At 63.3% G+C, this 23,183-nt stretch carries 23 protein-coding genes; 14 read left to right on the top strand and 9 right to left on the bottom strand.

Annotated elements, in window-relative coordinates; all coding sequences use genetic code 11:
* Positions 1-244 precede the first annotated feature (244 nt).
* Entirely contained in the window at positions 245-1,786 is a 1,542-nt protein-coding gene (locus tag PMI20_RS04790; RefSeq protein WP_007931738.1) for a phosphoenolpyruvate carboxykinase, read from the bottom strand.
* Positions 1,787-1,965: 179 nt separating this feature from the next.
* Entirely contained in the window at positions 1,966-2,868 is a 903-nt protein-coding gene (hslO, locus tag PMI20_RS04785; protein ID WP_007931739.1) for an Hsp33 family molecular chaperone HslO, read from the bottom strand.
* Between the two features lie 101 nt (positions 2,869-2,969).
* Between hslO and PMI20_RS04780 the strand changes: the two genes are divergently transcribed.
* Positions 2,970-3,773 carry a phosphatase PAP2 family protein gene (locus PMI20_RS04780; RefSeq protein WP_007931740.1) on the top strand — a complete coding sequence of 268 codons (804 nt, stop codon included), beginning with the start codon at positions 2,970-2,972 and terminating at the stop codon, positions 3,771-3,773.
* Positions 3,774-3,914: 141 nt separating this feature from the next.
* Here the strand turns inward: PMI20_RS04780 and PMI20_RS04775 are convergent, their stop codons facing one another.
* Positions 3,915-4,313: an RNA-binding S4 domain-containing protein gene (locus tag PMI20_RS04775; protein WP_007931741.1), complete on the bottom strand. Its 399-nt coding sequence runs from the start codon at positions 4,311-4,313 to the stop codon at positions 3,915-3,917.
* 219 nt (positions 4,314-4,532) lie between these two features.
* Between PMI20_RS04775 and rimB the strand changes: the two genes are divergently transcribed.
* Positions 4,533-5,015, top strand: a complete 483-nt coding sequence (gene rimB / locus PMI20_RS04770; RefSeq protein ID WP_007931742.1) for a retropepsin-like aspartic endopeptidase RimB — start codon at positions 4,533-4,535, stop codon at positions 5,013-5,015.
* Positions 5,012-5,917 carry a 30S ribosomal protein S6--L-glutamate ligase gene (rimK, locus tag PMI20_RS04765; protein ID WP_007931744.1) on the top strand — a complete coding sequence of 302 codons (906 nt, stop codon included), beginning with the start codon at positions 5,012-5,014 and terminating at the stop codon, positions 5,915-5,917. Before rimB ends, rimK begins: the two co-directional genes overlap by 4 nt.
* A gap of 121 nt (positions 5,918-6,038) precedes the next feature.
* Here rimK and PMI20_RS04760 read toward each other — a convergent pair whose 3' ends face one another.
* Positions 6,039-7,352, bottom strand: a complete 1,314-nt coding sequence (locus PMI20_RS04760; RefSeq protein WP_007925244.1) for an ATP-binding protein — start codon at positions 7,350-7,352, stop codon at positions 6,039-6,041.
* A 107-nt stretch (positions 7,353-7,459) separates the two neighbouring features.
* Complete coding sequence (gene ompR, locus PMI20_RS04755) at positions 7,460-8,200, bottom strand: osmolarity response regulator transcription factor OmpR (protein WP_007925257.1); 741 nt, start codon at positions 8,198-8,200, stop codon at positions 7,460-7,462.
* A 360-nt stretch (positions 8,201-8,560) separates the two neighbouring features.
* Here ompR and PMI20_RS04750 point away from each other — a divergent pair, with 360 nt between their 5' ends.
* The 9 genes from PMI20_RS04750 to PMI20_RS04710 all read left to right on the top strand — a co-directional run bounded on the left by PMI20_RS04750 (position 8,561) and on the right by PMI20_RS04710 (position 17,688).
* Entirely contained in the window at positions 8,561-10,885 is a 2,325-nt protein-coding gene (locus PMI20_RS04750) for a Tex family protein (protein ID WP_007925259.1), read from the top strand.
* Entirely contained in the window at positions 10,885-11,268 is a 384-nt protein-coding gene (locus PMI20_RS04745; protein WP_007925261.1) for a PaaI family thioesterase, read from the top strand. The genes PMI20_RS04750 and PMI20_RS04745 overlap by 1 nt, the downstream gene beginning before the upstream one ends.
* Positions 11,269-11,483: 215 nt before the next feature.
* Positions 11,484-13,067 (top strand): glutamate--cysteine ligase, encoded by a 1,584-nt coding sequence (gene gshA / locus PMI20_RS04740; protein ID WP_007925263.1) that lies wholly within the window; start codon positions 11,484-11,486, stop codon positions 13,065-13,067.
* A gap of 224 nt (positions 13,068-13,291) precedes the next feature.
* A complete protein-coding gene (gene tauA / locus PMI20_RS04735; protein WP_007925265.1) occupies positions 13,292-14,269 on the top strand; it encodes a taurine ABC transporter substrate-binding protein in 978 nt (325 codons plus the stop codon).
* Between the two features lie 95 nt (positions 14,270-14,364).
* The gene (gene tauB, locus PMI20_RS04730; protein WP_007925267.1) at positions 14,365-15,159 is read left to right on the top strand and encodes a taurine ABC transporter ATP-binding subunit; all 795 of its coding nucleotides are present in this window, start codon (positions 14,365-14,367) and stop codon (positions 15,157-15,159) included.
* A complete protein-coding gene (gene tauC, locus PMI20_RS04725) occupies positions 15,156-15,995 on the top strand; it encodes a taurine ABC transporter permease TauC (protein ID WP_007925274.1) in 840 nt (279 codons plus the stop codon). The genes tauB and tauC overlap by 4 nt, the downstream gene beginning before the upstream one ends.
* A 55-nt stretch (positions 15,996-16,050) precedes the next feature.
* A complete protein-coding gene (gene tauD, locus PMI20_RS04720; protein WP_007925276.1) occupies positions 16,051-16,890 on the top strand; it encodes a taurine dioxygenase in 840 nt (279 codons plus the stop codon).
* 127 nt (positions 16,891-17,017) lie between these two features.
* Positions 17,018-17,263 (top strand): FitA-like ribbon-helix-helix domain-containing protein, encoded by a 246-nt coding sequence (locus tag PMI20_RS04715; protein ID WP_007925278.1) that lies wholly within the window; start codon positions 17,018-17,020, stop codon positions 17,261-17,263.
* A complete protein-coding gene (locus tag PMI20_RS04710) occupies positions 17,260-17,688 on the top strand; it encodes a type II toxin-antitoxin system VapC family toxin (protein ID WP_007925281.1) in 429 nt (142 codons plus the stop codon). The genes PMI20_RS04715 and PMI20_RS04710 overlap by 4 nt, the downstream gene beginning before the upstream one ends.
* Before the next feature lie 149 nt (positions 17,689-17,837).
* On the opposite strand, the gene mgrA is transcribed toward PMI20_RS04710, so the two are convergent.
* The 4 genes from mgrA to PMI20_RS04690 all read right to left on the bottom strand — a co-directional run bounded on the left by mgrA (position 17,838) and on the right by PMI20_RS04690 (position 21,081).
* The gene (gene mgrA, locus PMI20_RS04705) at positions 17,838-18,875 is read right to left on the bottom strand and encodes an L-glyceraldehyde 3-phosphate reductase (protein ID WP_007925283.1); all 1,038 of its coding nucleotides are present in this window, start codon (positions 18,873-18,875) and stop codon (positions 17,838-17,840) included.
* 583 nt (positions 18,876-19,458) lie between these two features.
* The gene (locus tag PMI20_RS04700) at positions 19,459-19,860 is read right to left on the bottom strand and encodes a type II toxin-antitoxin system HicB family antitoxin (RefSeq protein WP_009041686.1); all 402 of its coding nucleotides are present in this window, start codon (positions 19,858-19,860) and stop codon (positions 19,459-19,461) included.
* A 29-nt stretch (positions 19,861-19,889) separates the two neighbouring features.
* Complete coding sequence (locus tag PMI20_RS04695; RefSeq protein ID WP_007925285.1) at positions 19,890-20,072, bottom strand: type II toxin-antitoxin system HicA family toxin; 183 nt, start codon at positions 20,070-20,072, stop codon at positions 19,890-19,892.
* Between the two features lie 118 nt (positions 20,073-20,190).
* Positions 20,191-21,081 (bottom strand): LysR family transcriptional regulator, encoded by an 891-nt coding sequence (locus tag PMI20_RS04690; RefSeq protein ID WP_007925286.1) that lies wholly within the window; start codon positions 21,079-21,081, stop codon positions 20,191-20,193.
* Between the two features lie 138 nt (positions 21,082-21,219).
* On the opposite strand from PMI20_RS04690, the gene PMI20_RS04685 reads away from it, so the two are divergent.
* A complete protein-coding gene (locus PMI20_RS04685; RefSeq protein ID WP_007925287.1) occupies positions 21,220-21,960 on the top strand; it encodes an SDR family oxidoreductase in 741 nt (246 codons plus the stop codon).
* A 119-nt stretch (positions 21,961-22,079) separates the two neighbouring features.
* A complete protein-coding gene (locus PMI20_RS04680) occupies positions 22,080-22,976 on the top strand; it encodes an SDR family oxidoreductase (RefSeq protein WP_007925288.1) in 897 nt (298 codons plus the stop codon).
* Positions 22,977-23,183: the final 207 nt, after the last annotated feature.

Here is a 23,183-nt window from a genome sequence, read left to right as displayed (position 1 = left end):
CCAGTGCGAGGGGACCTTGGCTGTCAGGCAAATCCGAGCTGGTCGAGCGACTTTTCTTTTTCGTTCATGCCCTGCGATTGGCCCTAAACGGTCTACGACAGGACACAAGGATTTACCTTACAAATCGCATCGAATCTGGCTTATTGAACCGCTCGGACAAGCCGCCTAGTGTTTGAACAGGACTGAATGACGCCCACAAAAAAGCCGCCCCGAAGGGCGGCTTCTTGAACCACTTGCCCGATGCTTACAGCTTCGGACCGGCAGCTTTGATGGCGTCGCTCACGTCGAACTTCTTGAAGTTCTCGATGAACAGGCCGGCCAGGGCCTTGGCGGCCTCGTCGTAGGCGGCTTTGTCAGCCCAGGTGTTGCGTGGGTTGAGCAGGCCGGTTTCGACGCCTGGAACGGCCAGTGGCACGTCCAGGTTGATGGTGCCCAGGTGCTCGGTTTCGGCACCGACCAGAGCGCCGCTCTGGATGGCGGCGATCACGCCACGGGTAGTCGGGATGTTGAAGCGCTTGCCAACGCCGTAGCCACCGCCGGTCCAGCCGGTGTTGACCAGGTAGACCTTGGAACCGAAGCCGCGGATGCGCTTGATCAGCAGCTCTGCGTATTCGCCTGCCGGACGCGGGAAGAACGGTGCGCCGAAGCAGGTGGAGAAGGTCGACTTGATGCCGGCGCCCGAGCCCATTTCGGTCGAGCCCACCAGAGCGGTGTAGCCGGACAGGAAGTGGTAGGCAGCTTGTTCTTCGCTGAGGATCGAGACTGGCGGCAGTACGCCGGTCAGGTCGCAGGTCAGGAAGATCACGGCATTCGGCTCGCCACCGAGGTTTTTCTCGGAACGCTTCTCGACGTGCTCCAGCGGGTAGGCGGCGCGGCTGTTCTGGGTCAGGCTGCCGTCGGCGTAGTCAGCCTTCTTGGCGTCGTCCAGCACAACGTTTTCCAGCACCGCGCCATGCTTGATGGCTTTCCAGATGACCGGCTCGTTCTTCTCGGACAGGTCGATGCACTTGGCATAGCAACCGCCTTCGATGTTGAACACCACGCCCTCGCCCCAGCCGTGCTCGTCGTCACCGATCAGGTAACGGCTTTCATCGGCGGACAGGGTGGTCTTGCCAGTGCCGGACAGACCGAAGAACAGGGTCACGTCGCCTTCTTCGCCAATGTTGGCGGCGCAGTGCATCGGCAGCACGTCGGCGGCCGGCAGCAGAAAGTTCTGTACCGAGAACATGGCTTTCTTCATTTCACCGGCGTAGCGCATGCCGGCGATCAGCACTTTTTTCTGAGCGAAGTTGAGGATCACGCAACCGTCGGAGTTGGTGCCGTCACGCTCTGGAACGCATTCGAAGTTGGCCACGTTGAGCACCTGCCACTCGTCACGGCCAGCCGGGTTGTACTGGGCCGGATTGATGAACAGGCAACGACCGAACAGGTTCTGCCAGGCAGTCTGGGTGGTCATCTTCACGGCCAGGTAGTGCTCGTCGGAAGCACCTACATGCACATGGGAAACAAAATGCTCTTGCGCGTTGTTGAACGCCTCGACGCGAGCCCACAAGGCATCGAATTTGTCGGCCGGGAACTTGCGGTTGATCGGGCCCCAGGCGATAGCGTCCTGGGTGCTCGGCTCTTCAACGATGAAACGATCGACTGGCGAACGGCCGGTACGGTGACCGGTACGAACAACCAGCGCGCCGGTATCGGCAAGCTCGCCTTCACCGCGATTCAGGGCTTCTTTGACCAGATCATCAACACTCAGATCGGTGTACACGGCGTTATTGGCTTGCGTCATGAGGTTCCCCGTCGGCCAGTGGCCGAGTGCTCCAAACGTTTTGTAGTAGAAAGTCGTGCACTACTACCGCGAAAAAAGTGCGCCGGATTATGCCAGAAAAGCCCAAAAAGAGTAGGGCCCTCCCGTCAGAACGGCGTTAATCCGGCGCTTGCCAGGTGATTTACCTGCGCTGAACCGTTTTAGTGACGAGTATCTGACGGCGACTCGACACCCGCTCCGGCGAACAATTGGCTGATATCGGCCGCATCGAACAGGTAGCGCTCGTTGCAGAACTGGCAATCGATCTCGATGCTGCCGCCGTGTTCGACCACCAGCTTCTGCGCATCTTCCAGACCCAGACTGACCAGCGCATTGCCCGAGCGTTCCCGCGAGCAGCTGCAACGGAAGCGCAACGGCTGCACATCGAACAGGCGCACGGCTTCTTCATGGTAGAGGCGATGGAGCACGGTTTCGTTGTCCAGGCTCAGCAGTTCGTCGGCGGTCAGGGTGCTGCCCAGCGCGGTGATGTGCTGCCAGCTGGCGGCGCGCTCTTCTTCATCCTTGAGGCGGTCGGCCGGCAGTTGCTGCAACAGCAGGCCACGGGCGCGACGACCGTCGGCGTGCAGCCAGAAACGGGTGCCGACCTGCTGGGACATGACGAAATAGTTGGTGAAGCATTCCGACAGGGTGGCGCCATCCAGATCGACGATGCCCTGGTAGCGCTGGCCGTGGGTCGGGTCGACGGTCAGGGCCAGCACGCCATTGGGCATCAGGTCGGCCAGGGTCGCATCCGGGGCGATCTGCTCCGCGTCGTAGCGGGCCAGACCACGGATCTCGCGCTCGCTGGAGCACTCGATCATCAGCAATGGCACCGGGCCTTCGGAACGGGCCTGGAGGATCAGCAAGCCATCGAACTTCAGCGTGCCGACCAGCAGCGCGGCCGCCGCCATCAGCTCGCCGAGCAGTTGCGCGACCGGCTCCGGGTAAGCGTGTTTGGCGAGCACTTCGGCATAGCTGCGCTCCAACGCCACCAGCTCGCCGCGGGCGTCGCTGTCATCGAAGATGAAGCGTTGGGTGAAGTCGGTATCCGGCAAATGAGTCATAGGTTTGGGTATCTGAAGTGATGACAAAATGGTTACAAGATATGAAAATTGCGTTTTTTGCACTGTTACGGTGCGCGATTTTCTGCCATTGGAGGCATTTTATGAACAATCCGGGTTTGTTCCAAGCAAGGTGGAACCTCGGCAAGCTGGTGTTGTGCAATTTGCTCCCTCTGGCACTGCTGGGTTTCTGGTTATGGCCAAGCGGGCACATGCTTTGTGTGATGTTCGACGAATGGCTGTTCCGCCTGCTGAATGCTCCCCTTGCGAGCAACTCCACCTGGCTGCATATCTGGGCCGTGGCCAGCCTGCGGCCTTTCGACGCGATAGTCGGGCTGATCCTGCTGACCCTTTTGATCCGCGGTGACTGGGTGTTCAAGGCCGTGGACATACGCCGGGCCTTTTTCGGCTTCCTGTCGATCCTGGTCTTGATGCTGATTATCCGCTTGTGGTTCTCCAGGCTCGCCGACGCCATGGACTGGCAGCACGACAGCCCGTCGATGATGCTCCAGGATACCGTGCACATGAGCGACTATTTCCCGCACTGGGAAAAAACCTGGGAGCTCAAGGACCGTTCCAGCCAGAGCTTCCCCGGTGACCACGCCTCGGTGCTGCTGATCTGGGCGCTGTTCATGAGTGTGTTCAGCCGCGGCGTCGGCCAATTCCTGGTGATCTGGGGCCTGACCCTGCTGTTCATGATGCCGCGCCTGGTGGCCGGCGCGCACTGGGGCCAGGACGACTATATCGGTGGCGTGCTGCTGGCGGTCTGGGCACTCGGCTGGGGCTACTACACCCCGTACGCGGCCAAGGCCTCGGACTTCCTGCTGCGGGCGACCAACCCGCTGTTCAACCTGCTGGGCAAGCTACCGCTGCTGTCGCGCCTGAGCGTGGTGCGGGCTACGGCCTGATTGCCGTTGCCTGTAGCCGCCGGTTCATGTTCAAGAGGCTGAGCGGTTGCGCTCTTTCATGAAGATCATGAAAGGGCTGCAACCGCTGCTTCGCAGCTGATCGCGGGCAAGCCTCGCTCCTACAGAAGCAAAGCGTCTTGTTTATTCGTGGCTGTGGAATTTGAACAGGTCGCGCCGCTGTTTTTTGGTCGGCTTGCCATCGGTGCTCACACCCAGGGCGCCGGCCTTACGCAGGGCCGCAGCGTTTTCCCGCTTGGCGATGCTGGCTGCGGTTTCCGTATAGAGAGCCTGCGCCTCCGGCGCCCCACGGCGCACGATCGACAGGGCCTGGACCACCACGGTGCGCTCGTCGAAGCCGGTGCGTATCTCATACTCGTCGCCGATCCTCGGCTCCTTGCCCGGTTTGCAGCGCTCGCCACGGTGGTGCACCTTGCCGCTTTCGATGGCGGCCTTGGCCAGCGCACGGGTCTTGTAGAAGCGCGCCGCCCACAGCCATTTGTCCAGACGGACCTTGTCGTCGTCTTCGGCTTTTTGTGCCATGGCATGTCCTCATTCTGAAATATTTTCGAACTGTACTACCGTTTCTCTCGTGCCATGAATTGCGATGGCTCGGTTTAGAATGCGAGGCTCTGCAGCAGCCCGTCCGGGCGCTGTGGATCCGGGCCTAGATATCTGTCGCCTTTTACCCATTATTCTGCGTGAATACCGCGAATTCGGCCGCTTGACGGTACGAGCGGGTTCCTCAGCGGTTGAGCACATTTGAAGACATTTGACCATTTGACCGTCGTGGGTCTGCGCGAGTGGGTGGCGCTTCCGGATTTGGGAGTCGCCGGCCTGCGCGCCAAGATCGATACCGGCGCCAGCACCTCCAGCCTGCATGCCACCGAGATCGAGCCGTTCGAGCGCGACGGTGAGCAGTGGGTGCGCTTCAACGCGCACCTGGGCAGCGTGGTGCAGTTGCGTCACCGGCGTTGCGAAGCACCGCTGGTGGCGATGAAAACCATCAAGAGCTCCAACGGCCAGGCACAGGTGCGCTACGTGATCAGCACCACCCTGGCGCTCGGCGATCGGGTCTGGCGGGTGGAGTTCACCCTCGCCTGCCGCAAGGCCATGCGTTATCGCCTGTTGCTCGGTTCCAAAGCCCTGATCGATGGCCAGTTGGTGGTCAATCCAGGGATCAAATACGTTCAAGACAAACCGGTGTTCCCGGTGTCCACTACCTCTGCCACAGGTGTTGCATGAAGATCGCTGTGCTGTCGCGTAACCCGCGTCTGTATTCCACTCGTCGCCTGGTCGAAGCCGGCACCGAGCGTGGCCATGAAATGGTGGTGGTCGACACCCTGCGCGCCTATATGAACATTGCCAGTCACAAACCGCAGATCCACTACCGCGGCAAGCCGCTGGAAGGTTTCGATGCGGTGATTCCACGGATCGGCGCCTCGGTGACCTTCTACGGCTGCGCGGTGCTGCGCCAGTTTGAAATGATGGGTGTGTTCCCGCTCAACGAGTCGGTGGCCATCGCCCGCTCGCGGGACAAGCTACGCTCGTTGCAACTGCTGTCCCGGCGCGGTATCGGCTTGCCGGTGACCGGCTTCGCCCACTCGCCGGACGACATTCCCGACCTGATCGAGATGGTCAACGGCGCGCCTCTGGTGATCAAGGTGCTGGAAGGCACCCAGGGCATAGGCGTGGTGCTGTGCGAAACCGCCACCGCGGCCGAGTCGGTGATCGAGGCCTTCATGGGCCTGAAGCAGAACATCATGGTCCAGGAGTACATCAAGGAAGCCGGAGGCGCCGACATCCGCTGCTTCGTGGTCGGCGACAAGGTGATTGCCGCGATGAAACGCCAGGCCAAGCCCGGCGAGTTCCGCTCCAACCTGCACCGTGGCGGCAGCGCCAGCCTGATCAAGATCACCCCGGAAGAACGCATGACCGCCCTGCGCGCGGCCAAGGTCATGGGCCTGAGCGTGGCGGGCGTGGATATCCTGCGCTCGAACCACGGGCCGCTGGTGATGGAAGTGAATTCCTCACCGGGCCTGGAAGGCATCGAGACCACCACGGGCAAGAACGTGGCGGGGATCATCATCGAGCACATCGAGAAAAACGGTGGCCCGAACATGACCCGGACCAAAGGAAAAGGCTGAGCTGTAGCCGCTACCGCAGGCTGCGATCGGCTGCGTAGCAGACGCAGCATTCGCAAATCGAGCGAAGGTCCTGCGACCAGCGTGGCCCGGCCTTATCGCAGCCTGCGGCAGCGGCTACAGGTCAAACCGCATCCCTGGGTAGCAATAATCCCAACGGCAACCGCACTCGCGCTTCCAGGCCGCCATCGGCGCGGTTGCGCAATTCGACATTGCCCCCGTGCATCGAGGCGATCCGCTTGACGATGGCCAGGCCCAGGCCGGTGCCCTTGCCACCCCGGGCACGGTCGCCGCGGGTGAAGGGGTTGAAGATCGCCTCCAGCTCCGACGGGTCGATGCCCGCGCCACGGTCCATCACACTCAGCACCACATAAGGCGCGCTGGTGTCGCCCGACACATAGGCCGCGACTTCGACCTCGGTGCCAGCGTGGTTCAACGCGTTGCCAATCAGGTTGTTCAGCAGGCGCTTCATCGACACCCGACGCAACGGGAACGGCGGGATCGGTTCCAGGCGCAGGTGCACCTTTTCATCGTTCTGGTTGTAGGGCGCCGCCACTTCGCGCACCAGATCGCTGAGATCAACCTCCTCCACCGATTCGTCGCGGCCGTCGCGGATAAAGGCCAGGAACTGATCGAGAATCGCGTCCATGTCTTCGATGTCGCGGACCATGTCGTCGGTCAGGTCGTTGTGGCTGCCCATCAACTCCAGCGACAGGCGCAGGCGGGTCAGCGGCGTGCGCAGGTCGTGGGACACCCCCGCCAGCATCAGCTCGCGTTCGCGCCCGGCCTGTTCCACGTCCTCGGCCATCTGGTTGAAGGCGCGGTACACCTCGGTCATCTCGCTCGGCGTATCGCTGATCGGCAGGCGCACGCTGCGCCCCTGCCCCAATTGCCGGGCGGCATAGACCAGACGCTTGAGCGGCTGGTTGAGCTGGCTGACGAAGATCCACGCCGACGCCGTGGACAACAGGCCGATCGCCAGGAACCAGCCGAGCACGCTCCAGATCTTCTGCCCCCGCAGCGGGTGCGGATACAGCGGTACTTTCAGCCAGCCGTCGCCCAGGCTCGGCGCGCGCACCCAGAGCGCAGGCGGCGCATGCATGCGCAGGCGCACTTCAGTGTCGGCGCCCAGCTCGGCCTGCATCTGCCGCTGATAGATCTCGCTGTAGGGCCAATGCTGCTCGCCCGCCGGCACACCGCTGCCGACCACCTTGATCAGCCCGGCGGCCTCGGCGATCTGGTCGCGGTTGGATTCGTCGGCGGCCCAATAGGCACGCAGGGTCAGGGCCACGCCGTGACTGTACTGGCGGTCCACCAGCACGTCCTCGTTCATCAGCAGATAAACCAGGGTCAGCGCCTTGGAGAACAGCACCACGATCAACACCAGCCAGAGGGTGCGGGAGAAGAAGCTTTGCGGGAACCACAGCGGGGTTTTCATAAACAGCCATTACACGCTTTGCAGGAGCGAGTCGCGCTCGCAGAGTTGCGGAATGCGAGCGCCCGGGTCGTTTGCCGGCCCGGGCGCTCGCTCCTACAAATCATCGGTCACTTGGTGGTGGTGCCATCCGGCACGAACACATAACCCACGCCCCAGACCGTCTGGATATAACGCGGCTTGGACGGATCAGGTTCGATCATCCGGCGCAGGCGGGAGATCTGCACGTCGATGGAGCGCTCCAGGGCATCCCACTCGCGGCCACGGGCCAGGTTCATCAGTTTGTCGCGGGTCAGCGGCTGGCGAGCGTTCATCACCAGGGCCTTGAGCACCGCGAACTCACCGGTGGTGAGCATGTGCACTTCGGCGCCGCGCTTGAGTTCGCGGGTGGCCAGGGACAGCTCGTAGTCGCCAAAGGTGACGTTTTCGTCTTCGCTGCCCGGCGCGCCCGGCACCGGAGCCGACTGGCGACGCAGCACGGCCTTGACCCGCGCCATCAGCTCGTCGGGGTTGAACGGCTTGGCCAGATAATCGTCGGCGCCCAGTTCCAGGCCCTTGATGCGGCTCAGCTCGTCGCCCTTGGCGGTGAGCATGATGATCGGGATCTGGTTGTTCGCACTGCGCAGGCGGCGGCATGCGGTCAGGCCATCTTCGCCAGGCAGCATCAGGTCGAGGACGACCAGGTTGAAGACTTCGCGACCCAGCAGACGGTCCATCTGCTCGGTGTTGGGAACCGCGCGGGCACGGTAGCCCTTGCTGACGAAGAAGCGCTCCAGCAGGCTGCTCAGCCCGGGGTCATCGTCAACGATAAGAATTTTTTCGCCTTCGGCAGTTTGTGCAGTGCTGCTCATCAGATGCTCCTTTTATCTCGGTGCGCATTATGGCGTAGCTGCCGTTATACGCACCGTGTGCATTGTTAGCAGATTTTTCCTCTACCGCCAGAAAACCCGCCGTCGGCCGCCAGTGGGCCGATACCCCCGAAGACTGGAACGCTGGTTATAATGCGCCGCCTTTTGTGTCAGGCAACGTCTGATCGTTACCGCCCGTGGCCACTTTTTATTTTTCCCGGCCAGGCAGTAATTGTTCGATTTCACGGGTCAACAGGCAGCCTTTTGATCCAGGCAGCGGCGCACGCCAGGCCGCTCAACCAGACTCGCCAAGGCCAATTTTCCGTGCCGGCGAGCCTGCTTCACAATTTGTCAGGTGGTTTTATGGACAGCATCAACAGCCGCATTGCCGAGGAACTCGGCGTACGCCCACAACAGGTCGAAGCGGCCGTCGCTCTATTGGATGAAGGCTCCACCGTGCCCTTCATCGCCCGCTACCGTAAGGAAGTGACCGGCAGCCTCGATGACACCCAGTTGCGTCATCTGGAAGAGCGCCTGCGCTACCTGCGAGAACTCGACGAACGGCGCATCAGCATCCTCGCCAGCATCGAGGAGCAAGGCAAACTGACCCCGGAGCTGGCCCGCGACATCAAGCTCGCCGACACCAAGACCCGCCTCGAAGACCTCTACCTGCCGTACAAGCAGAAGCGCCGCACCAAGGGCCAGATCGCCCTGGAAGCCGGCCTCGGCGAACTGGCGGACGGCCTGTTCAACGACCCGAGCCTGACCCCGGAAAGCGAAGCCGCGCGCTTCGTCGACGCGGAAAAAGGCGTGGCCGATGTGAAGGCCGCCCTCGAAGGCGCCAAGTACATCCTCATGGAGCGCTTCGCCGAAGACGCCAGCCTGCTGGACAAGCTGCGCAACTACCTCAAGCAGGAAGCCACCCTCAGTGCCCGCGTGATCGCCGGCAAGGAAGAGGAAGGCGCCAAGTTCCGCGATTACTTCGAACACGACGAACCGCTCAAGAGCATGCCATCGCACCGCGCCCTGGCGATTTTCCGTGGCCGCAACGAAGGCATCCTCAGCTCCGCGCTGAAAGTCGGCGACGAACTGCCGGGCACCATGCACCCGTGCGAAGGCATGATCGGCCAGCAGGTCGGCATCCAGAACCAGAACCGCCCGGCCGACAAGTGGCTCGGCGAAGTGGTGCGCTGGACCTGGAAGGTCAAGCTCTACACCCACCTGGAAACCGACCTGCTGGGCGAGCTGCGCGATAGCGCGGAAACCGAGGCGATCAACGTCTTCGCCCACAACCTGCACGACCTGCTGCTGGCCGCTCCGGCCGGCCCGCGCGCGACCCTGGGCCTCGACCCGGGCCTGCGCACCGGCTGCAAGGTGGCGGTGGTGGATGCCACCGGCAAGCTGCTGGACCACGCCACCGTTTACCCGCACGTACCGCACAACAAGTGGGACCAGACCATCGCCGTGCTGGCCGCGCTGTGCGCCAAGCACTCGGTGGACCTGATCGCCATCGGCAACGGCACCGCCAGCCGGGAAACCGACAAGCTGGCCGCCGAGCTGATCAAGAAATACCCGGCCATGCGCATGACCAAGGTCATGGTCTCCGAGGCCGGCGCTTCGGTGTATTCGGCGTCGGAACTGGCCGCCAAGGAATTCCCCGACCTCGACGTGTCGATCCGTGGCGCGGTGTCCATCGCCCGCCGCCTGCAGGACCCGCTGGCCGAGCTGGTGAAGATCGATCCGAAATCCATCGGCGTCGGCCAGTACCAGCACGACGTGTCGCAGCTGAAGCTGGCCCGTGGCCTGGATGCGGTGGTCGAGGACTGCGTGAACGCCGTCGGCGTGGACGTCAACACCGCGTCCGTGGCCCTGCTGGCGCGGATCTCCGGCCTCAACACCACCCTGGCGCAGAACATCGTCAGCCACCGCGATGAAAACGGTGCGTTCAAGACCCGCGCCGCGCTGAAGAAGGTTGCCCGCCTGGGTGAAAAGACCTTCGAACAGGCCGCCGGCTTCCTCCGCGTGATGAACGGCGACAACCCGCTGGACGCGTCCGCGGTACACCCGGAAGCCTACCCGCTGGTGCAGCGCATCGCCGCCGAGACCGACCGCGACATCCGCTCGCTGATCGGCGACAGCGGTTTCCTCAAGCGCCTGGATCCGAAGAAGTTCACCGACGAGACCTTCGGCCTGCCGACCGTCACCGACATCCTCCAGGAACTGGACAAGCCGGGCCGCGACCCGCGTCCCGAGTTCAAGACCGCCGAGTTCCAGGAAGGCGTCGAAGACCTCAAGGACCTGCAACTGGGGATGATCCTCGAAGGCGTGGTGACCAACGTCACCAACTTCGGCGCCTTCGTCGACATCGGCGTGCACCAGGACGGCCTGGTGCACATCTCGGCGCTGTCGGAGAAGTTCATCAAGGACCCGCGTGAGGCGGTGAAGGCCGGCGACGTGGTCAAGGTCAAGGTCATGGAAGTCGACATCCCGCGCAAACGCGTCGGCCTGTCGATGCGCATGAGCGACACCCCGGGCGAGAAGATCGACGGCGCTCGTGGCTCGCGCCCAGGCTCGGCGCCACGCTCGTCAGGCAACAGCTCCCCGCGCAAGGAAACCGTGGCCGCGGCCCCGACCAACAACGCCATGGCGTCGCTGTTCGCCAACGCCAAGCAGTTGAAGAAACGCTGATGGAGATCCCGGCCGGCTTGACCGAAAGCGCGTTCAGCCAACTGATCGGCTGCCGTCTGCAGCGTCTGGAAGTCGGTGCAGCCGACGTCGCCCTGACGCTGACGCCGCAGTTGCGCAATCGTGGCCAGAAGCTGCACGGCGGGGCGATCTTCAGCCTGGTCGACATTGCCATGGGGCTGGCTTGTTCCAGCTCCCACGGCTTCGACCAGCAGAGCGCGACCATCGAGTGCAAGATCAACTACATCCGCGCCGTCGCCGAGGGCGACGTGGTCTGCCACGCCCGGGTGCTCCACCCGGGCCGCCGCACCCTGGTGGTCGAGGCCGATGTGATGCAAGGCGACAAACTGGTCGCTAAAGCACAAGGCACGTTCGCTGTTCTATAGCCCCTCAACCTCGATTTGAGTTAATTTCGGCGCTGCACACACGGCGCCGGAGTTTTTTTGCGCGTGCAAGAGCCAGATCAAGGATGAAGCAATGGCGTTGCAAAGCGGGCCGGCAAGGCTCAACGACCAGGCGAAAACGCCAGTTTCAACTTCACCCTTGTAGACCGTCCTGCCCACCCCCATATTGGGGCGACTGACGCGTGAAGGAATCCAACTTGAGCGAACTTCTCAACCGCCGCCTGGCTCTGCTCGGCGAGCGCGCTAACCTCTCTCTGCTCGAGCAGTGCCTGCACGGTATCGAGCGCGAATGCCTGCGCGTGACCGGCGAAGCGCGACTGGCACAGACCCCGCACCCGGAAGAGCTGGGTTCCGCGCTGACCAACGAACAGATCACCACCGATTATTCCGAGTCGCTGCTGGAGTTCATCACTCCGGCCCTGGCCGATCCGGCAGACACTCTGGCCAGCCTCGACAAGATTCACCGTTTCGCCTACAGCAAGCTCGGCAACGAGTACCTGTGGAGTCCATCGATGCCGTGCCCGTTGCCGGCCGAGGAAGACATCCCGATCGCCTATTACGGCAGCTCCAACATCGGCCAGCTCAAGTACGTGTACCGCAAGGGCCTGGCCCTGCGTTACGGCAAGACCATGCAGTGCATCGCCGGGATCCACTACAACTTCTCCCTGCCGGAGCAGCTCTGGCCGCTGCTCAAGCAGGCCGAAGGTTTCGTCGGCAGCGACCGTGACTATCAGTCCTCGGCGTATATCGCGCTGATCCGCAACTTCCGCCGCTACAGCTGGCTGCTGATGTACCTGTTCGGCGCCTCGCCGGCGCTGGATGCAGGCTTTTTGCGCGGGCGCTCGCACCAGCTGGAACAGCTGGACGCCGACACCCTGTACCTGCCGTACGCCACCAGCCTGCGCATGAGCGACCTGGGCTACCAGAGCAACGCCCAGGCCGGCCTGACCCCTTGCTACAACGACCTGAACAGCTACACCGACAGCCTGCGCAAGGCCGTCGCCACGCCGTACGCGCCTTACGTGGAGATCGGCACCCACCAGGACGGCGAGTGGGTCCAGCTCAACACCAACATCCTGCAGATCGAAAACGAGTACTACTCCAATATCCGCCCGAAACGCGTGACCTACACCGGCGAGCGGCCGATCCAGGCGCTGATGGCCCGCGGCATCCAGTACGTCGAAGTGCGCTGCCTGGACATCAACCCGTTCCTGCCGATGGGCATCGACGTGCAGGAAGCCCGCTTCCTCGACGCCTTCCTGCTGTATTGCGCGCTCAACGAGAGTCCGCTGCTGGAAAACAACGAGTGCGGCAACGCCACCTCGAACTTCCTCAAAGTGGTCAAGGAAGGTCGTCGTCCGGGCCTGCACCTGCTGCGCCAGGGACAACTGGTGGAGCTCAAGGAATGGGCCGGCGAGCTGCTGGAAAAGATCGCACCGCTGGCCGCCCTGCTCGATCGCAGCCACGGCAGCGACGCCCACGGCAAGGCGCTGGACGCCCAGTTGGCCAAGGTCAAGGATTCGTCCCTGACGCCTTCGGCCCAGGTCCTGGCCGCCATGCAGGAGCACAAGGAAAGCTTCAGCCAGTTCTCCCTGCGCCAGAGCCTGGCCCACGCCGAGTTCTTCCGCAGCGAGCCCCTGAGCAAGGAAGACCAGGCGCGTTTCGAAGAAGCCGCGCGCAGCTCCCTGCTGCAACAGGCCGAGCTGGAACGCAACGAGGTCGGTGATTTCGACGTGTTTGTCGGCTCGTACCAGGCGAGCATCCTGGCAATCAGTAACTGACACACCGCGCCGCCTGTATCGCGAGCAAGCTCGCTCCTACACAGTACTGTCCTGTAGGAGCGAGCTTGCTCGCGATGGAGCGCAAAGCGCTCCCCTTCAAAAAAGTGCTCTCTTTAGAAGATTCCTCTTTTAAGCTAATTCTAAAAAGTTATTTATTTTTAGATTCTTAGATCATTTAGTCTCCTCCCACGCCCACACTTGGCCGCCTGTCGAGGAGCTTCATGATGAAAATGCACTTTCCCCTTCGCCTTCTGGCGGCCGTATCCCTGGCTACCGCGAGCTTGTTCGCCCAGGCAGCCGACGTCACCGTCGCCTACCAGACCACCGTCGATCCGGCGAAAGTCGCCCAGGCCGACGGCACCTACGAAAAGGCCACCCAGGCCAGGATCGACTGGCGCAAGTTCGACAACGGCGCCGACATCATCGCCGCCATCGCCTCGGGTGACGTGCAGATCGGCTACCTCGGCTCCAGCCCGCTGACCGCCGCGATCACCCGCAAGGTGCCGGTGGAAACCTTCCTCATCGCCACCCAGATCGGCGCCGCCGAGGCCCTGGTGGCCCGCGATGGATCCGGGATCAACACGCCCCAGGACCTGGTCGGCAAGAAAGTCGCCGTGCCCTTCGTTTCCACCGGTCACTACAGCCTGCTGGCCGCGCTCAAGCACTGGAAAATCGACCCGGCGAAAGTACAGATTCTCAACCTCGCGCCACCGGCGATCATCGCTGCCTGGAAGCGCGGCGACATCGACGCCACCTACGTCTGGGACCCGGCGCTGGGCGTGGCCAAGGAAAACGGCAAGGTGCTGATCACCTCCGGCGAACTGGCCCGGTTCGGCGCGCCGACCTTCGATGCCTGGATCGTGCGCAAGGACTTCGCCGAGAAGCACCCGCAAATCGTTACCGCCTTCGCCAAGGTGACCCTCGACGCCTACGCCGATTACCGCAAGGACCCAAAAGCCTGGCTGGCCGAGCAGAGCAACGTCGACAAGCTGGTGAAACTCTCCGGCGCCAAGGCCAGCGACATTCCGCTGCTGTTGCAGGGCAACGTCTACCCGCTGGCGGCCGACCAGGTCATCAGCCTTGGCGCGCCGACCACCAAGGCCATCACCGACACCGCGGTTTTCCTCAAGGAACAGGGCAAGGTCGAGGCGGTACTGCCGGATTACGCGCCATACGTCAGCGCCAAGTACATCACCCACTGAAGGTCAGCCGCAGAGGTCTCCGGGCCCAGGCCCGGCGCTTCTCGTACAGCATCTCACCTCGACAAAGGCTGCATTTGAACAAGGAGCGCGCCGTCATGGCTTTGCTACAACTGGAGCGCATCAGCGCACAGTACCCCGGCGCCGCCGAACCGGTGCTGGCGGATATTTCCCTGACGCTCGGGCCCCAGCAGTTGCTGGTCGCCCTCGGCCCTTCCGGCAGTGGCAAGACTTCGTTGCTGAACCTGATCGCCGGTTTCGTCGAACCCAGCGCCGGACGTATCACCCTGGACGGCGTGCCGGTCGCCGGCCCGAGCGCCGAACGCGGCGTGGTGTTCCAGGACGATGCCCTGCTGCCCTGGCAGGACGTGCTGGCCAATGTCGGCTTCGGCCTCGAACTGGCCGGCATTGCCCGCGACCCGCGCGAAGCCCGCGCCCGGGAAATGCTCGCGCTGGTGGACCTGGCCGGCTTCGACAAGCGGCGCATCTGGCAGCTCTCCGGCGGACAACGCCAGCGTGTGGGCCTGGCCCGCGCCCTGGCCGCCGACCCGCGGCTGCTGCTGATGGACGAGCCCTTCGGCGCCCTCGATGCCTTCACCCGCGAGCAGATGCAGGAGCTGTTGCTGCAGGTCTGGCAACGCACCGCCAAGCCGGTGTTCCTGATTACCCACGACATCGAGGAAGCGGTGTTCCTCGCCACCGACCTGATCCTGCTGGCTCCCAACCCGGGGCAAATCGTCGAGCGCTTGAGCCTGGACTTCGGCCGGCGTTACGCGGCCGGCGAATCGGCCCGGGCAATCAAGTCCGACCCAGGTTTTATCGAGACCCGCGAACACGTGCTGGCCCGGGTGTTCTCCCAACGCAGTGCCGTCTTGCGGCAGGAGCGCGCATGAACAGCTACGACCTCCCGGCCACCACGACCAAAGCCGCTAACCCGCACACCGCGGTGCCCCTGCGCCGCAGCCTGAGCACCCGCTGGATCAGCGTGCTGACCCTGGTCGTGCTGCTCGCCCTATGGTGGGCGGTGACGGCCAGCGGCCTGATCGAACCACTGTTCCTGCCGCCACCTTCCGCCGTGCTGCAAAAGGGCTGGCTGCTGGTGACCAGCGGCTATATGGATTCCACCCTGTGGCAGCACCTGGGCGCAAGCCTCGGACGCATCGGCCTGGCCCTGGGTTTTGCCGTGCTGAGCGCGATTCCGGTGGGCATCGCCATCGGCCACAACCGCATCGCCCGTGGCGTGCTGGACCCGCTGATCGAGTTCTACCGGCCGATTCCCCCCCTGGCCTACCTGCCGCTGATCGTCATCTGGTGCGGCATCGGCGAGCTGTCCAAGGTGCTGCTGATCTACCTGGCGATCTTCGCCCCGATCGCCATCGCCACCGCCACCGGCGTACGCACCGTGGACCCGACCCGGCTGCGCGCCGCGCAGTCCCTGGGCGCGACCCGGGCCCAGCTGATTCGCCATGTGATCCTGCCCAGCGCCCTGCCGGACATCCTCACCGGCGTGCGCATCGGCCTCGGGGTGGGCTGGTCGACCCTGGTCGCCGCCGAACTGATCGCCGCCACCAGCGGCCTGGGGTTCATGGTGCAGTCCGCCGCGCAGTTCCTGGTCACCGATGTGGTGGTACTCGGGATCCTGGTCATCGCCCTGATCGCCTTCGCCATGGAAATGGGCCTGCGCGCCCTGCAGCGCAAGCTGGTGCCCTGGCACGGCCAGGCCCATTGAAACCCTGTATCTGTAGCCCTGTAGCCCTGTAGCCACACCTGACTTCGAGAACGACATGAGCCTGACCATCACCCCTTTAAGCTCTGCCCTGGGCGCCCAGATCAGCGGCGTCGATATCAGCCAACCGCTGGCCAGCGAACAGCGCGACATCATCGAGCAGGCGCTGCTCCAGCATCAGGTGCTGTTCTTCCGCGACCAACCGATCGACCCACAGCAACAGGCGCGCTTCGCGGCGAACTTTGGCGACCTGCATATCCATCCGATCTACCCCAACGTGCCGGAACAGCCGCAAGTACTGATCCTCGACACCGCGCAAACCGACGTACGCGACAACGCCATCTGGCACACCGACGTGACCTTCCTGCCGACCCCGGCCTTGGGCGCGGTGCTCAGCGCCAAGCTGTTGCCGGCATACGGTGGCGATACCCTGTGGGCCAGCGGCATCGCGGCCTATGAGGCGCTCTCGGAGCCGATGAAGAACCTGCTGCAAGGCCTGACCGCGACTCACGAGTTCATCAAGTCCTTCCCCCTGGAGCGCTTCGGCAATACTCCGCAGGACCTGGCGCGCTGGGAAGAAGCCAAGCGGAAAAACCCGCCGCTGTCGCACCCGGTGATCCGCACCCATCCGGTCAGCGGGCGCAAGTCGCTGTTCGTCAACGAAGGCTTCACCACCAGGATCAACGAGCTGTCGGACAGCGAAAGCGAAGTCATCCTGAAACTGCTGTTCGCCCACGCCACCCGCCCGGAATTCACCATCCGCTGGCGCTGGCAAATCAACGACGTGGCCTTCTGGGACAACCGCGTGACCCAGCATTACGCGGTCGACGACTACCGCCCGCAACGCCGCGTGATGCACCGCGCGACGATTCTCGGGGATGTGCCGTTTTTCCGATAACCGATACTCATGACTACAGCAGGACTGGCGGGTGATTGCGGCGTCACCAAGCGACAAGCGGTTGCCCACCCTCGATGATGCACGGCTATGCTATCAATGATTGCATTGATTTCATTCGGAGGAGCCCATGGCCAGCCTGACAATCCGAAACCTGGACGACCACATCAAAGAGCGCCTGCGCATCGAGGCCGCTCACAACGGCCACTCCATGGAAGAAGAAGCTCGCTTGATTTTGCGCCGCGCCCTGAGCAGAACAGCCGACAGCCAAGGCCTGGCCAGTCGTATCCGGGCACGCTTTGCCGAGGCCGGCGGAGTGAAGCTTGAGCTGCCAGAACGTACCGAGCCGGCACGCGTGGTGGATCTGGGCGAATGATCGTGCTCGACACCAATGTGCTGTCGGAACTGATGCGTCCCCAACCGGACGCATCGGTATTGCTGTGGATCGAAGCGCAACCTGTCGAAGACCTCTACATCAGCGCCATGACCATGGCCGAGATTCTTCACGGCATCGCGCGCCTGCCCCACGGCAAGCGCAAACAAATGCTCCATGCGTCGGCGCTGGCGATGTTCGAGGAAGATTTCATCGACCGCATCGTGCCCTTCGGGACCCAGGCGGCTCTTTACTACGCCCATCTGATTTCGCACCGGGAAAGCCTGGGGCGTCCGATCAGCCTGGTGGATGCGCAAATTGCGGCCATATGCCGCGTCCACGACGCGGCTATCGCCACCCGTAACGCCAAGGACTTCAGCGACACCGGGTTGATCGTTATCAACCCCTGGCTGCCACTCGAAATCTGAACGGCCACAGAGTCCAGTCCGACACAGATCCCCTGTAGGAGCGCAGCTTGCTCGCGATGGCGGCATGCCTGACACAACACACCGCCGCGATCGCCGGCAAGCCTGGCTCCTACAGAAGCCGCGGCAGCCTTACAACATGACGGCAGGCTCTATTCCGCGGTTGAAGGCTTCTCCCACAGATTGATCCCGCCTTCGCGGGCAAAACGATCGATCTCTGCCAGTTCTTCGGCGCTGAAGTTCAGGTTCTGCAATGCACCGACGTTCTCGACGATCTGCTCCGGCCGGCTGGCGCCGATCAGGGCCGAGGTCACCCGCGGATCGCGCAGAGTCCAGGCCAGAGCCAGTTGCGCCAGGCTCTGGCCACGACGCTGGGCGATTTCGTTGAGGCCGCGCACATGGGCGAGGTTGGCCTCGGACAGGTGCGAGGCTTGCAACGAACCACCGCCCGGACGGTTGACCCGCGCATCCTCGGGAATGCCATTGAGGTACTTGTCGGTCAGCAGGCCCTGGGCCAACGGCGTGAAGGCAATCACCCCGGCGCCGAGTTCTTCGGTGGTGTCCAGAAGGTCCTTTTCCACCCAGCGGTTGAGCAGGTTATAGGCCGGCTGGTGGATCAGCAGCGGCACTTTCCATTCCTTGAGCAGGGCCGCGATCTCGCGGGTTTTCACCCCGGAATAGGACGAGATGCCGATGTACAGCGCCTTGCCCTGCTGCACCGCGGTGGCCAGGGCGCTGGCGGTTTCTTCCAGCGGGGTGTCCGGGTCGAAGCGGTGGGAATAGAAGATATCCACATAGTCGAGGCCCAGGCGCTGCAGGCTCTGGTCGAGGCTGGCCAGCACGTATTTGCGCGAGCCACCGCCCTGGCCATACGGACCGGGCCACATATCCCAACCGGCCTTGCTGGAGATGATCAGCTCGTCGCGATACCGCTTGAAGTCTTCACGCAACAAACGACCGAAATTGATCTCGGCGCTGCCATAGGGCGGGCCGTAGTTGTTGGCCAGATCGAAGTGGTTGATGCCCAGGTCGAAGGCGGTGCGCAGCAACGAACGCTGGGTGTCGATCGGCGTGCTGTCGCCGAAGTTGTGCCACAGGCCCAGGGACAGCGCCGGCAGCACCAGGCCGCTGCGTCCGACGCGGCGGTAGGGGATGGAGTCGTAGCGGTTTTCGGCAGCAAGGTAAGTCATCGAATCCTCTCTTGGTCCTGAACGCCCAGGTTTAAGCGAATGCACATGGGTGTGGGGCAGCGCCCTTGCAGCATATGAATCAGCCAAACGCCAGAAAGTTGCCCAGCATACGCCCAGGCGCGCTCGCGGCCACTGCAGGAGTGGCCAATGACAGAAACGATCTGACACCCGCTGGCGGAACGCTCGAACGTGGCATTGGCACCGCGCTATTGCCCAAATCGGATGTTCGAAAACAGGAAATAGATATTACTGTCGAAATATTTAATTACGTACCACGTACCACAGTACGAAATCGTAGCTGGAGGGGAAGCTCAGCCGATGAAAATCCCGGCTAAATGACGCCGTCGACCGGAAGCCGGATCAGCGGACAAAACCCAGGAAACACAAGGCCCTGGCGGTGCTGCACCGCCTGGAAAACCAGGAATGGCGGCATCGAACAAGGCGCTGCACCCGTTGTTTATAGACGCTAAAACGCCACCCTGCCGGGCCGAAACAAAGGGTTCCAAAGCCTGGGTGGTAGAGGAAAATATCGAGGGACAGAGGCCAGGCATGCCCCCATGGGAACCATGGGGGCGGGCAATGCCTAGGCGGAGAGTTCGCGTAAAGCGGCAGCCGCGAGAAAGCCCGAACGCGAGCGGTAGCGCTGGTCGCGCTTCACCGTCTGGTCGATGCGTTCCAGCAATTGCTCCGGCAGGGTGGCGTTGAAGCGCACCGCCTTGCCGAAGTAAGGCGTGATGTCGAACTCGATCATGCCCCACACGCCACCGGCGTAATCGGGGTTGTCGATATGCACGTCGACCTCATGCACCTGGGGCAGCGGTTCACCATCGGCGACCAGGCCTTCGTAATGCAGCGACAGGGCCTCTTTCACATTCTCGAAGGCTTCTGCCGCGGTATGGCCGGCGGAAAAACAGCCCGGCACATCGGGGACGATCACGCCATATCCGGAGTCGGCATCCTTGTGCAGCACGACCGGGAATTTCATCTCGTTGACCTCTTCGTTCAAGGCCGGCCTCATTTCAGGCCCGCCTGTTTCAAGATGCTGTGGATCGTGCCCTTGGGCAGATCCGCATCCGGGTGGGGAATAGTGACCCGCCCCGGCTTGTGCAGATGCTTGTATTGGTGATGACTGCCTTTGACCGCGATCAGATACCACCCGTCCTCCTCGATCATCCTGATCAGTTCCCGACTGCGCATTGCCGTGTCCTTTCGATACGTCCCGAAAAGCCACCGTACACAGTCAAAGGCGAACAATACACACTATACACATCCAGACAATCAATACAGAAAGCAGCGATGACCGGCGCTGCCCTGCTCAGACCGCCCTGGCGAAAACCTCCGCCAGCCAGTCGACGAACACCCGCACCCGCGGCGACATGTGGCGGTTGTGCGGGTACAGCACGGAAACCGGCATGGGTGGCGGCGGCGTGTCGGTGAGAATCTCCTGCACCAGCCCCTGGGAAATCTGCTGTGCCATGCGGTAGCGCGGGCACTGGATGATGCCCAGCCCGGCCACGGCCGAGGCAGCATAGATTTCCGCGCCGAACACCGACAGCGCGCCCTCGATGGCGACTTCCCGCAGTTCGCCATCGACCATGAATTCGAACGGAAACAGCTTGGCCGTGGTGCGTGAGACGTAGTTCACCGCCCGGTGCCGCGACAGCTCGTCGAGGCTCGATGGCTCACCGTATTTGCGCAGGTAGGCCGGACTGGCGCAGGTGATCTGCTGCAAGTTGGCCACGCGCCGGCCGATCAGCGACGAATCGCCCAGGGTGCCGGCGCGCAACACGCAGTCCACCCCTTCGGCGATCAGGTCGACAAAACGATCGGCCTCGCTGATGGACAGCTCAATTTCCGGATAGCGCGCCATGAATTCGGGCAGGGCCGGAATCACGAAGTACTTGGCCAGGGTGCCATGCAGGTCGACCCGCAAACGCCCCTTCGGCGCCACCGTGCGAAACGCCAGTTCGGCCTCTTCCAGCTCCGCCAGCAGCTGTACGCAGCGCTGGTAATAGGCCTCGCCGTCGAGGGTCGGGCGCACTCGGCGGGTGCTGCGCTCCAGCAGGCGGGTACCGAGCCAGGCCTCGAACTGGTTGAGGGTATGGGTCAGGGTGGCGCGCGGCAGGTTCAGGTCCTCGGCGGCCAGGGTGAAGCTGCTGCGCTCGTAGATCCGCACGAACGCCTTCATCGCTTTGACTTGATCCACGACGGGCTCCAGGGCTCATTGATTATTGGCGATTATTGAACAGTCAAGCCAACTCTGGCGCATTTATCACCCTGGGTAAACATGTGAATCTGCTTCCACACCACAGCCAATCACTCGTTACCCAGAAGGAAATTCGCCATGACTACCCAGACTTCGAAAGTTGCCATCGTGACCGGCGCCTCCCGCGGCATCGGCGCGGTGATCGCCCGGCAACTGGCCAGCGAAGGCTTCGCCGTCGCCATCAACTACGCCAACAGCACCAGCGAAGCCTCAGCCCTGGTGGTGGAGCTGCGCCAGGCCGGCCACCGGGCCATAGCGATCAAGGCCGACGTGGCCAACGCCGATGATGTGCGCCGCCTGTTCGACGAGACCGAAACCCAACTGGGCAAGGTCGACGTGCTGATCAACAACGCCGGCACCCTCAAGGTCCTGCCGCTGGCGCAACACACGGACGAACTGTTCGACCAGAACTTCAACATCCACGCTCGCGGCACCTTCAACACCCTGCGTGAAGCCGCGACTCGCCTGAACGCCGGCGGGCGCATCGTCAATTTCTCCAGCAGCACCGTCGGCATGAACCTGCCGGGTTACGCGGTGTACATCGCCAGCAAAGCGGCGGTGGAGTCCCTGACCCAGGTGTTCGCCAAGGAAATGCGCGGTCGCAATATCACCGTCAATGCAGTGGCACCGGGCCCGGTGGCCACCGACCTGTTCCTGCACGGCAAGAGCGAAGAGCAGATCCAGGGTTTCGCCAAGATGGCCCCGCTGGAGCGCCTGGCTCAACCCGAAGATATTTCCCGCGTCGTGTCCTTCCTGGTCAGCCCTGATTCGGCCTGGGTCAACGGGCAGGTCCTGCGCGCCAACGGCGGGCTCGTCTGAGCCACCTCACCGACGGTCGAAGGAACCCTGGGCACCTTCGCCGGCTGACTGTCCCACGCCGTACAACAACGCCTGCCCCGGCGTGCCTGAAACCACCCTCACCTGAAGAGACCAATGCCATGCAATCCGTCATCCTGATTACCGGCGCCTCCAGTGGTTTTGGCGCCCTGACCGCCCGCGCCCTCGCCGACGCCGGCCACATCGTCTACGCCAGCATGCGTGAAACCCTGGGCCGCAATGCGCCGCAAGTGGCCGAGGTGCGGCGCTACGCCGACGAGCACCGGGTCGATTTGCGCAGCGTCGAACTGGACGTCGCCTCCAGCGCCTCGGTCGAGGCCGGTGTCGCCCGGATAGTCGCCGACTGCGGCCGGCTGGATGTGATCATCCACAATGCCGGGCACATGGCATTCGGCCCCGCCGAAGCCTTCACCGCCGAACAGTTCGCCCAGCTCTACGACATCAACGTACTGAGCACCCAGCGGGTCAACCGCGCGGCCCTGCCGCAACTGCGCAAGCAGGGCCGGGGGCTGGTGCTGTGGGTATCCTCCAGCAGCGCCCGTGGCGGCACCCCGCCCTACCTGGCGCCGTACTTCGCGGCCAAGGCGGCGATGGACTCCCTGGCGGTGTCCTATGCCGGGGAGCTGGCGCGCTGGGGCGTGGAGACCTCGATCATCGTGCCGGGCGCCTTCACCCAGGGCACCAACCACTTCGCGCACTCCGGAGCCCCGGCCGACCAGGCCCGCGCCGCCGAGTACAACCAGGGCCCCTATGCCGGTGTGCCGGAGCAGGCACTCAACGGCCTGGCCGCCCTGGAGCCGGCTGACGCCGATGTCACCGAGGTCGCGAAGGCCATCGTCGAGATCGTCGGCCTGCCCTTCGGCTCCCGGCCGTTGCGCCGGCATATCGACCCGTCCCAGGACGGTGCCGAAATCGTCAATGCCATGGCCGACCGGGTGCGCGCCGAGATGTTCCGCCGCATCGGCCTGGAAGACCTGCTCAAGCCCGCCGTTCGCTGAAACAACGGCATGGGTGGCCCGGGCACTCCCCGGGCCATCGGTGCTTTCCACCGGCTTATTCGCGGAGACACTCATGCGCCCGACCACCGACTCGCCCGTTTCGTCCAACACCCTGCCGATCCCGGCCTTCGCTTTTCGCGGAGCAGGACGCTACTCCCTGGACCACACTCTAGGTCGGGAGCTTTGAACCGCCATCGACCCTGGGCT

The organism is Pseudomonas sp. GM17 (assembly GCF_000282175.2).
Classification (GTDB): Bacteria; Pseudomonadota; Gammaproteobacteria; order Pseudomonadales; family Pseudomonadaceae; genus Aquipseudomonas; species Aquipseudomonas chlororaphis.
The sequence above is the reverse complement of the archived record's forward strand: the minus strand, read 5'-3'. Positions and strand labels throughout refer to the sequence as shown.

Bases quoted from the DNA above. Each gene is read 5' to 3' on its own strand.
- PMI20_RS04710 (WP_007925281.1), top strand. From the start codon at position 17,260: ATGATCGTGCTCGACACCAATGTGCTGTCGGAACTGATGCGTCCCCAA.
- PMI20_RS04760 (WP_007925244.1), bottom strand. From the start codon at position 7,352: ATGAAAACCCCGCTGTGGTTCCCGCAAAGCTTCTTCTCCCGCACCCTC.
- tauD (WP_007925276.1), top strand. From the start codon at position 16,051: ATGAGCCTGACCATCACCCCTTTAAGCTCTGCCCTGGGCGCCCAGATC.
- PMI20_RS04750 (WP_007925259.1), top strand. From the start codon at position 8,561: ATGGACAGCATCAACAGCCGCATTGCCGAGGAACTCGGCGTACGCCCA.
- PMI20_RS04790 (WP_007931738.1), bottom strand. From the start codon at position 1,786: ATGACGCAAGCCAATAACGCCGTGTACACCGATCTGAGTGTTGATGAT.
- mgrA (WP_007925283.1), bottom strand. From the start codon at position 18,875: ATGACTTACCTTGCTGCCGAAAACCGCTACGACTCCATCCCCTACCGC.
- PMI20_RS04775 (WP_007931741.1), bottom strand. From the start codon at position 4,313: ATGGCACAAAAAGCCGAAGACGACGACAAGGTCCGTCTGGACAAATGG.
- tauB (WP_007925267.1), top strand. From the start codon at position 14,365: ATGGCTTTGCTACAACTGGAGCGCATCAGCGCACAGTACCCCGGCGCC.
- PMI20_RS04695 (WP_007925285.1), bottom strand. From the start codon at position 20,072: ATGCGCAGTCGGGAACTGATCAGGATGATCGAGGAGGACGGGTGGTAT.
- PMI20_RS04780 (WP_007931740.1), top strand. From the start codon at position 2,970: ATGAACAATCCGGGTTTGTTCCAAGCAAGGTGGAACCTCGGCAAGCTG.
- ompR (WP_007925257.1), bottom strand. From the start codon at position 8,200: ATGAGCAGCACTGCACAAACTGCCGAAGGCGAAAAAATTCTTATCGTT.
- PMI20_RS04685 (WP_007925287.1), top strand. From the start codon at position 21,220: ATGACTACCCAGACTTCGAAAGTTGCCATCGTGACCGGCGCCTCCCGC.
- tauC (WP_007925274.1), top strand. From the start codon at position 15,156: ATGAACAGCTACGACCTCCCGGCCACCACGACCAAAGCCGCTAACCCG.
- PMI20_RS04680 (WP_007925288.1), top strand. From the start codon at position 22,080: ATGCAATCCGTCATCCTGATTACCGGCGCCTCCAGTGGTTTTGGCGCC.
- rimK (WP_007931744.1), top strand. From the start codon at position 5,012: ATGAAGATCGCTGTGCTGTCGCGTAACCCGCGTCTGTATTCCACTCGT.
- PMI20_RS04715 (WP_007925278.1), top strand. From the start codon at position 17,018: ATGGCCAGCCTGACAATCCGAAACCTGGACGACCACATCAAAGAGCGC.
- PMI20_RS04745 (WP_007925261.1), top strand. From the start codon at position 10,885: ATGGAGATCCCGGCCGGCTTGACCGAAAGCGCGTTCAGCCAACTGATC.
- tauA (WP_007925265.1), top strand. From the start codon at position 13,292: ATGAAAATGCACTTTCCCCTTCGCCTTCTGGCGGCCGTATCCCTGGCT.
- hslO (WP_007931739.1), bottom strand. From the start codon at position 2,868: ATGACTCATTTGCCGGATACCGACTTCACCCAACGCTTCATCTTCGAT.
- PMI20_RS04700 (WP_009041686.1), bottom strand. From the start codon at position 19,860: ATGAAATTCCCGGTCGTGCTGCACAAGGATGCCGACTCCGGATATGGC.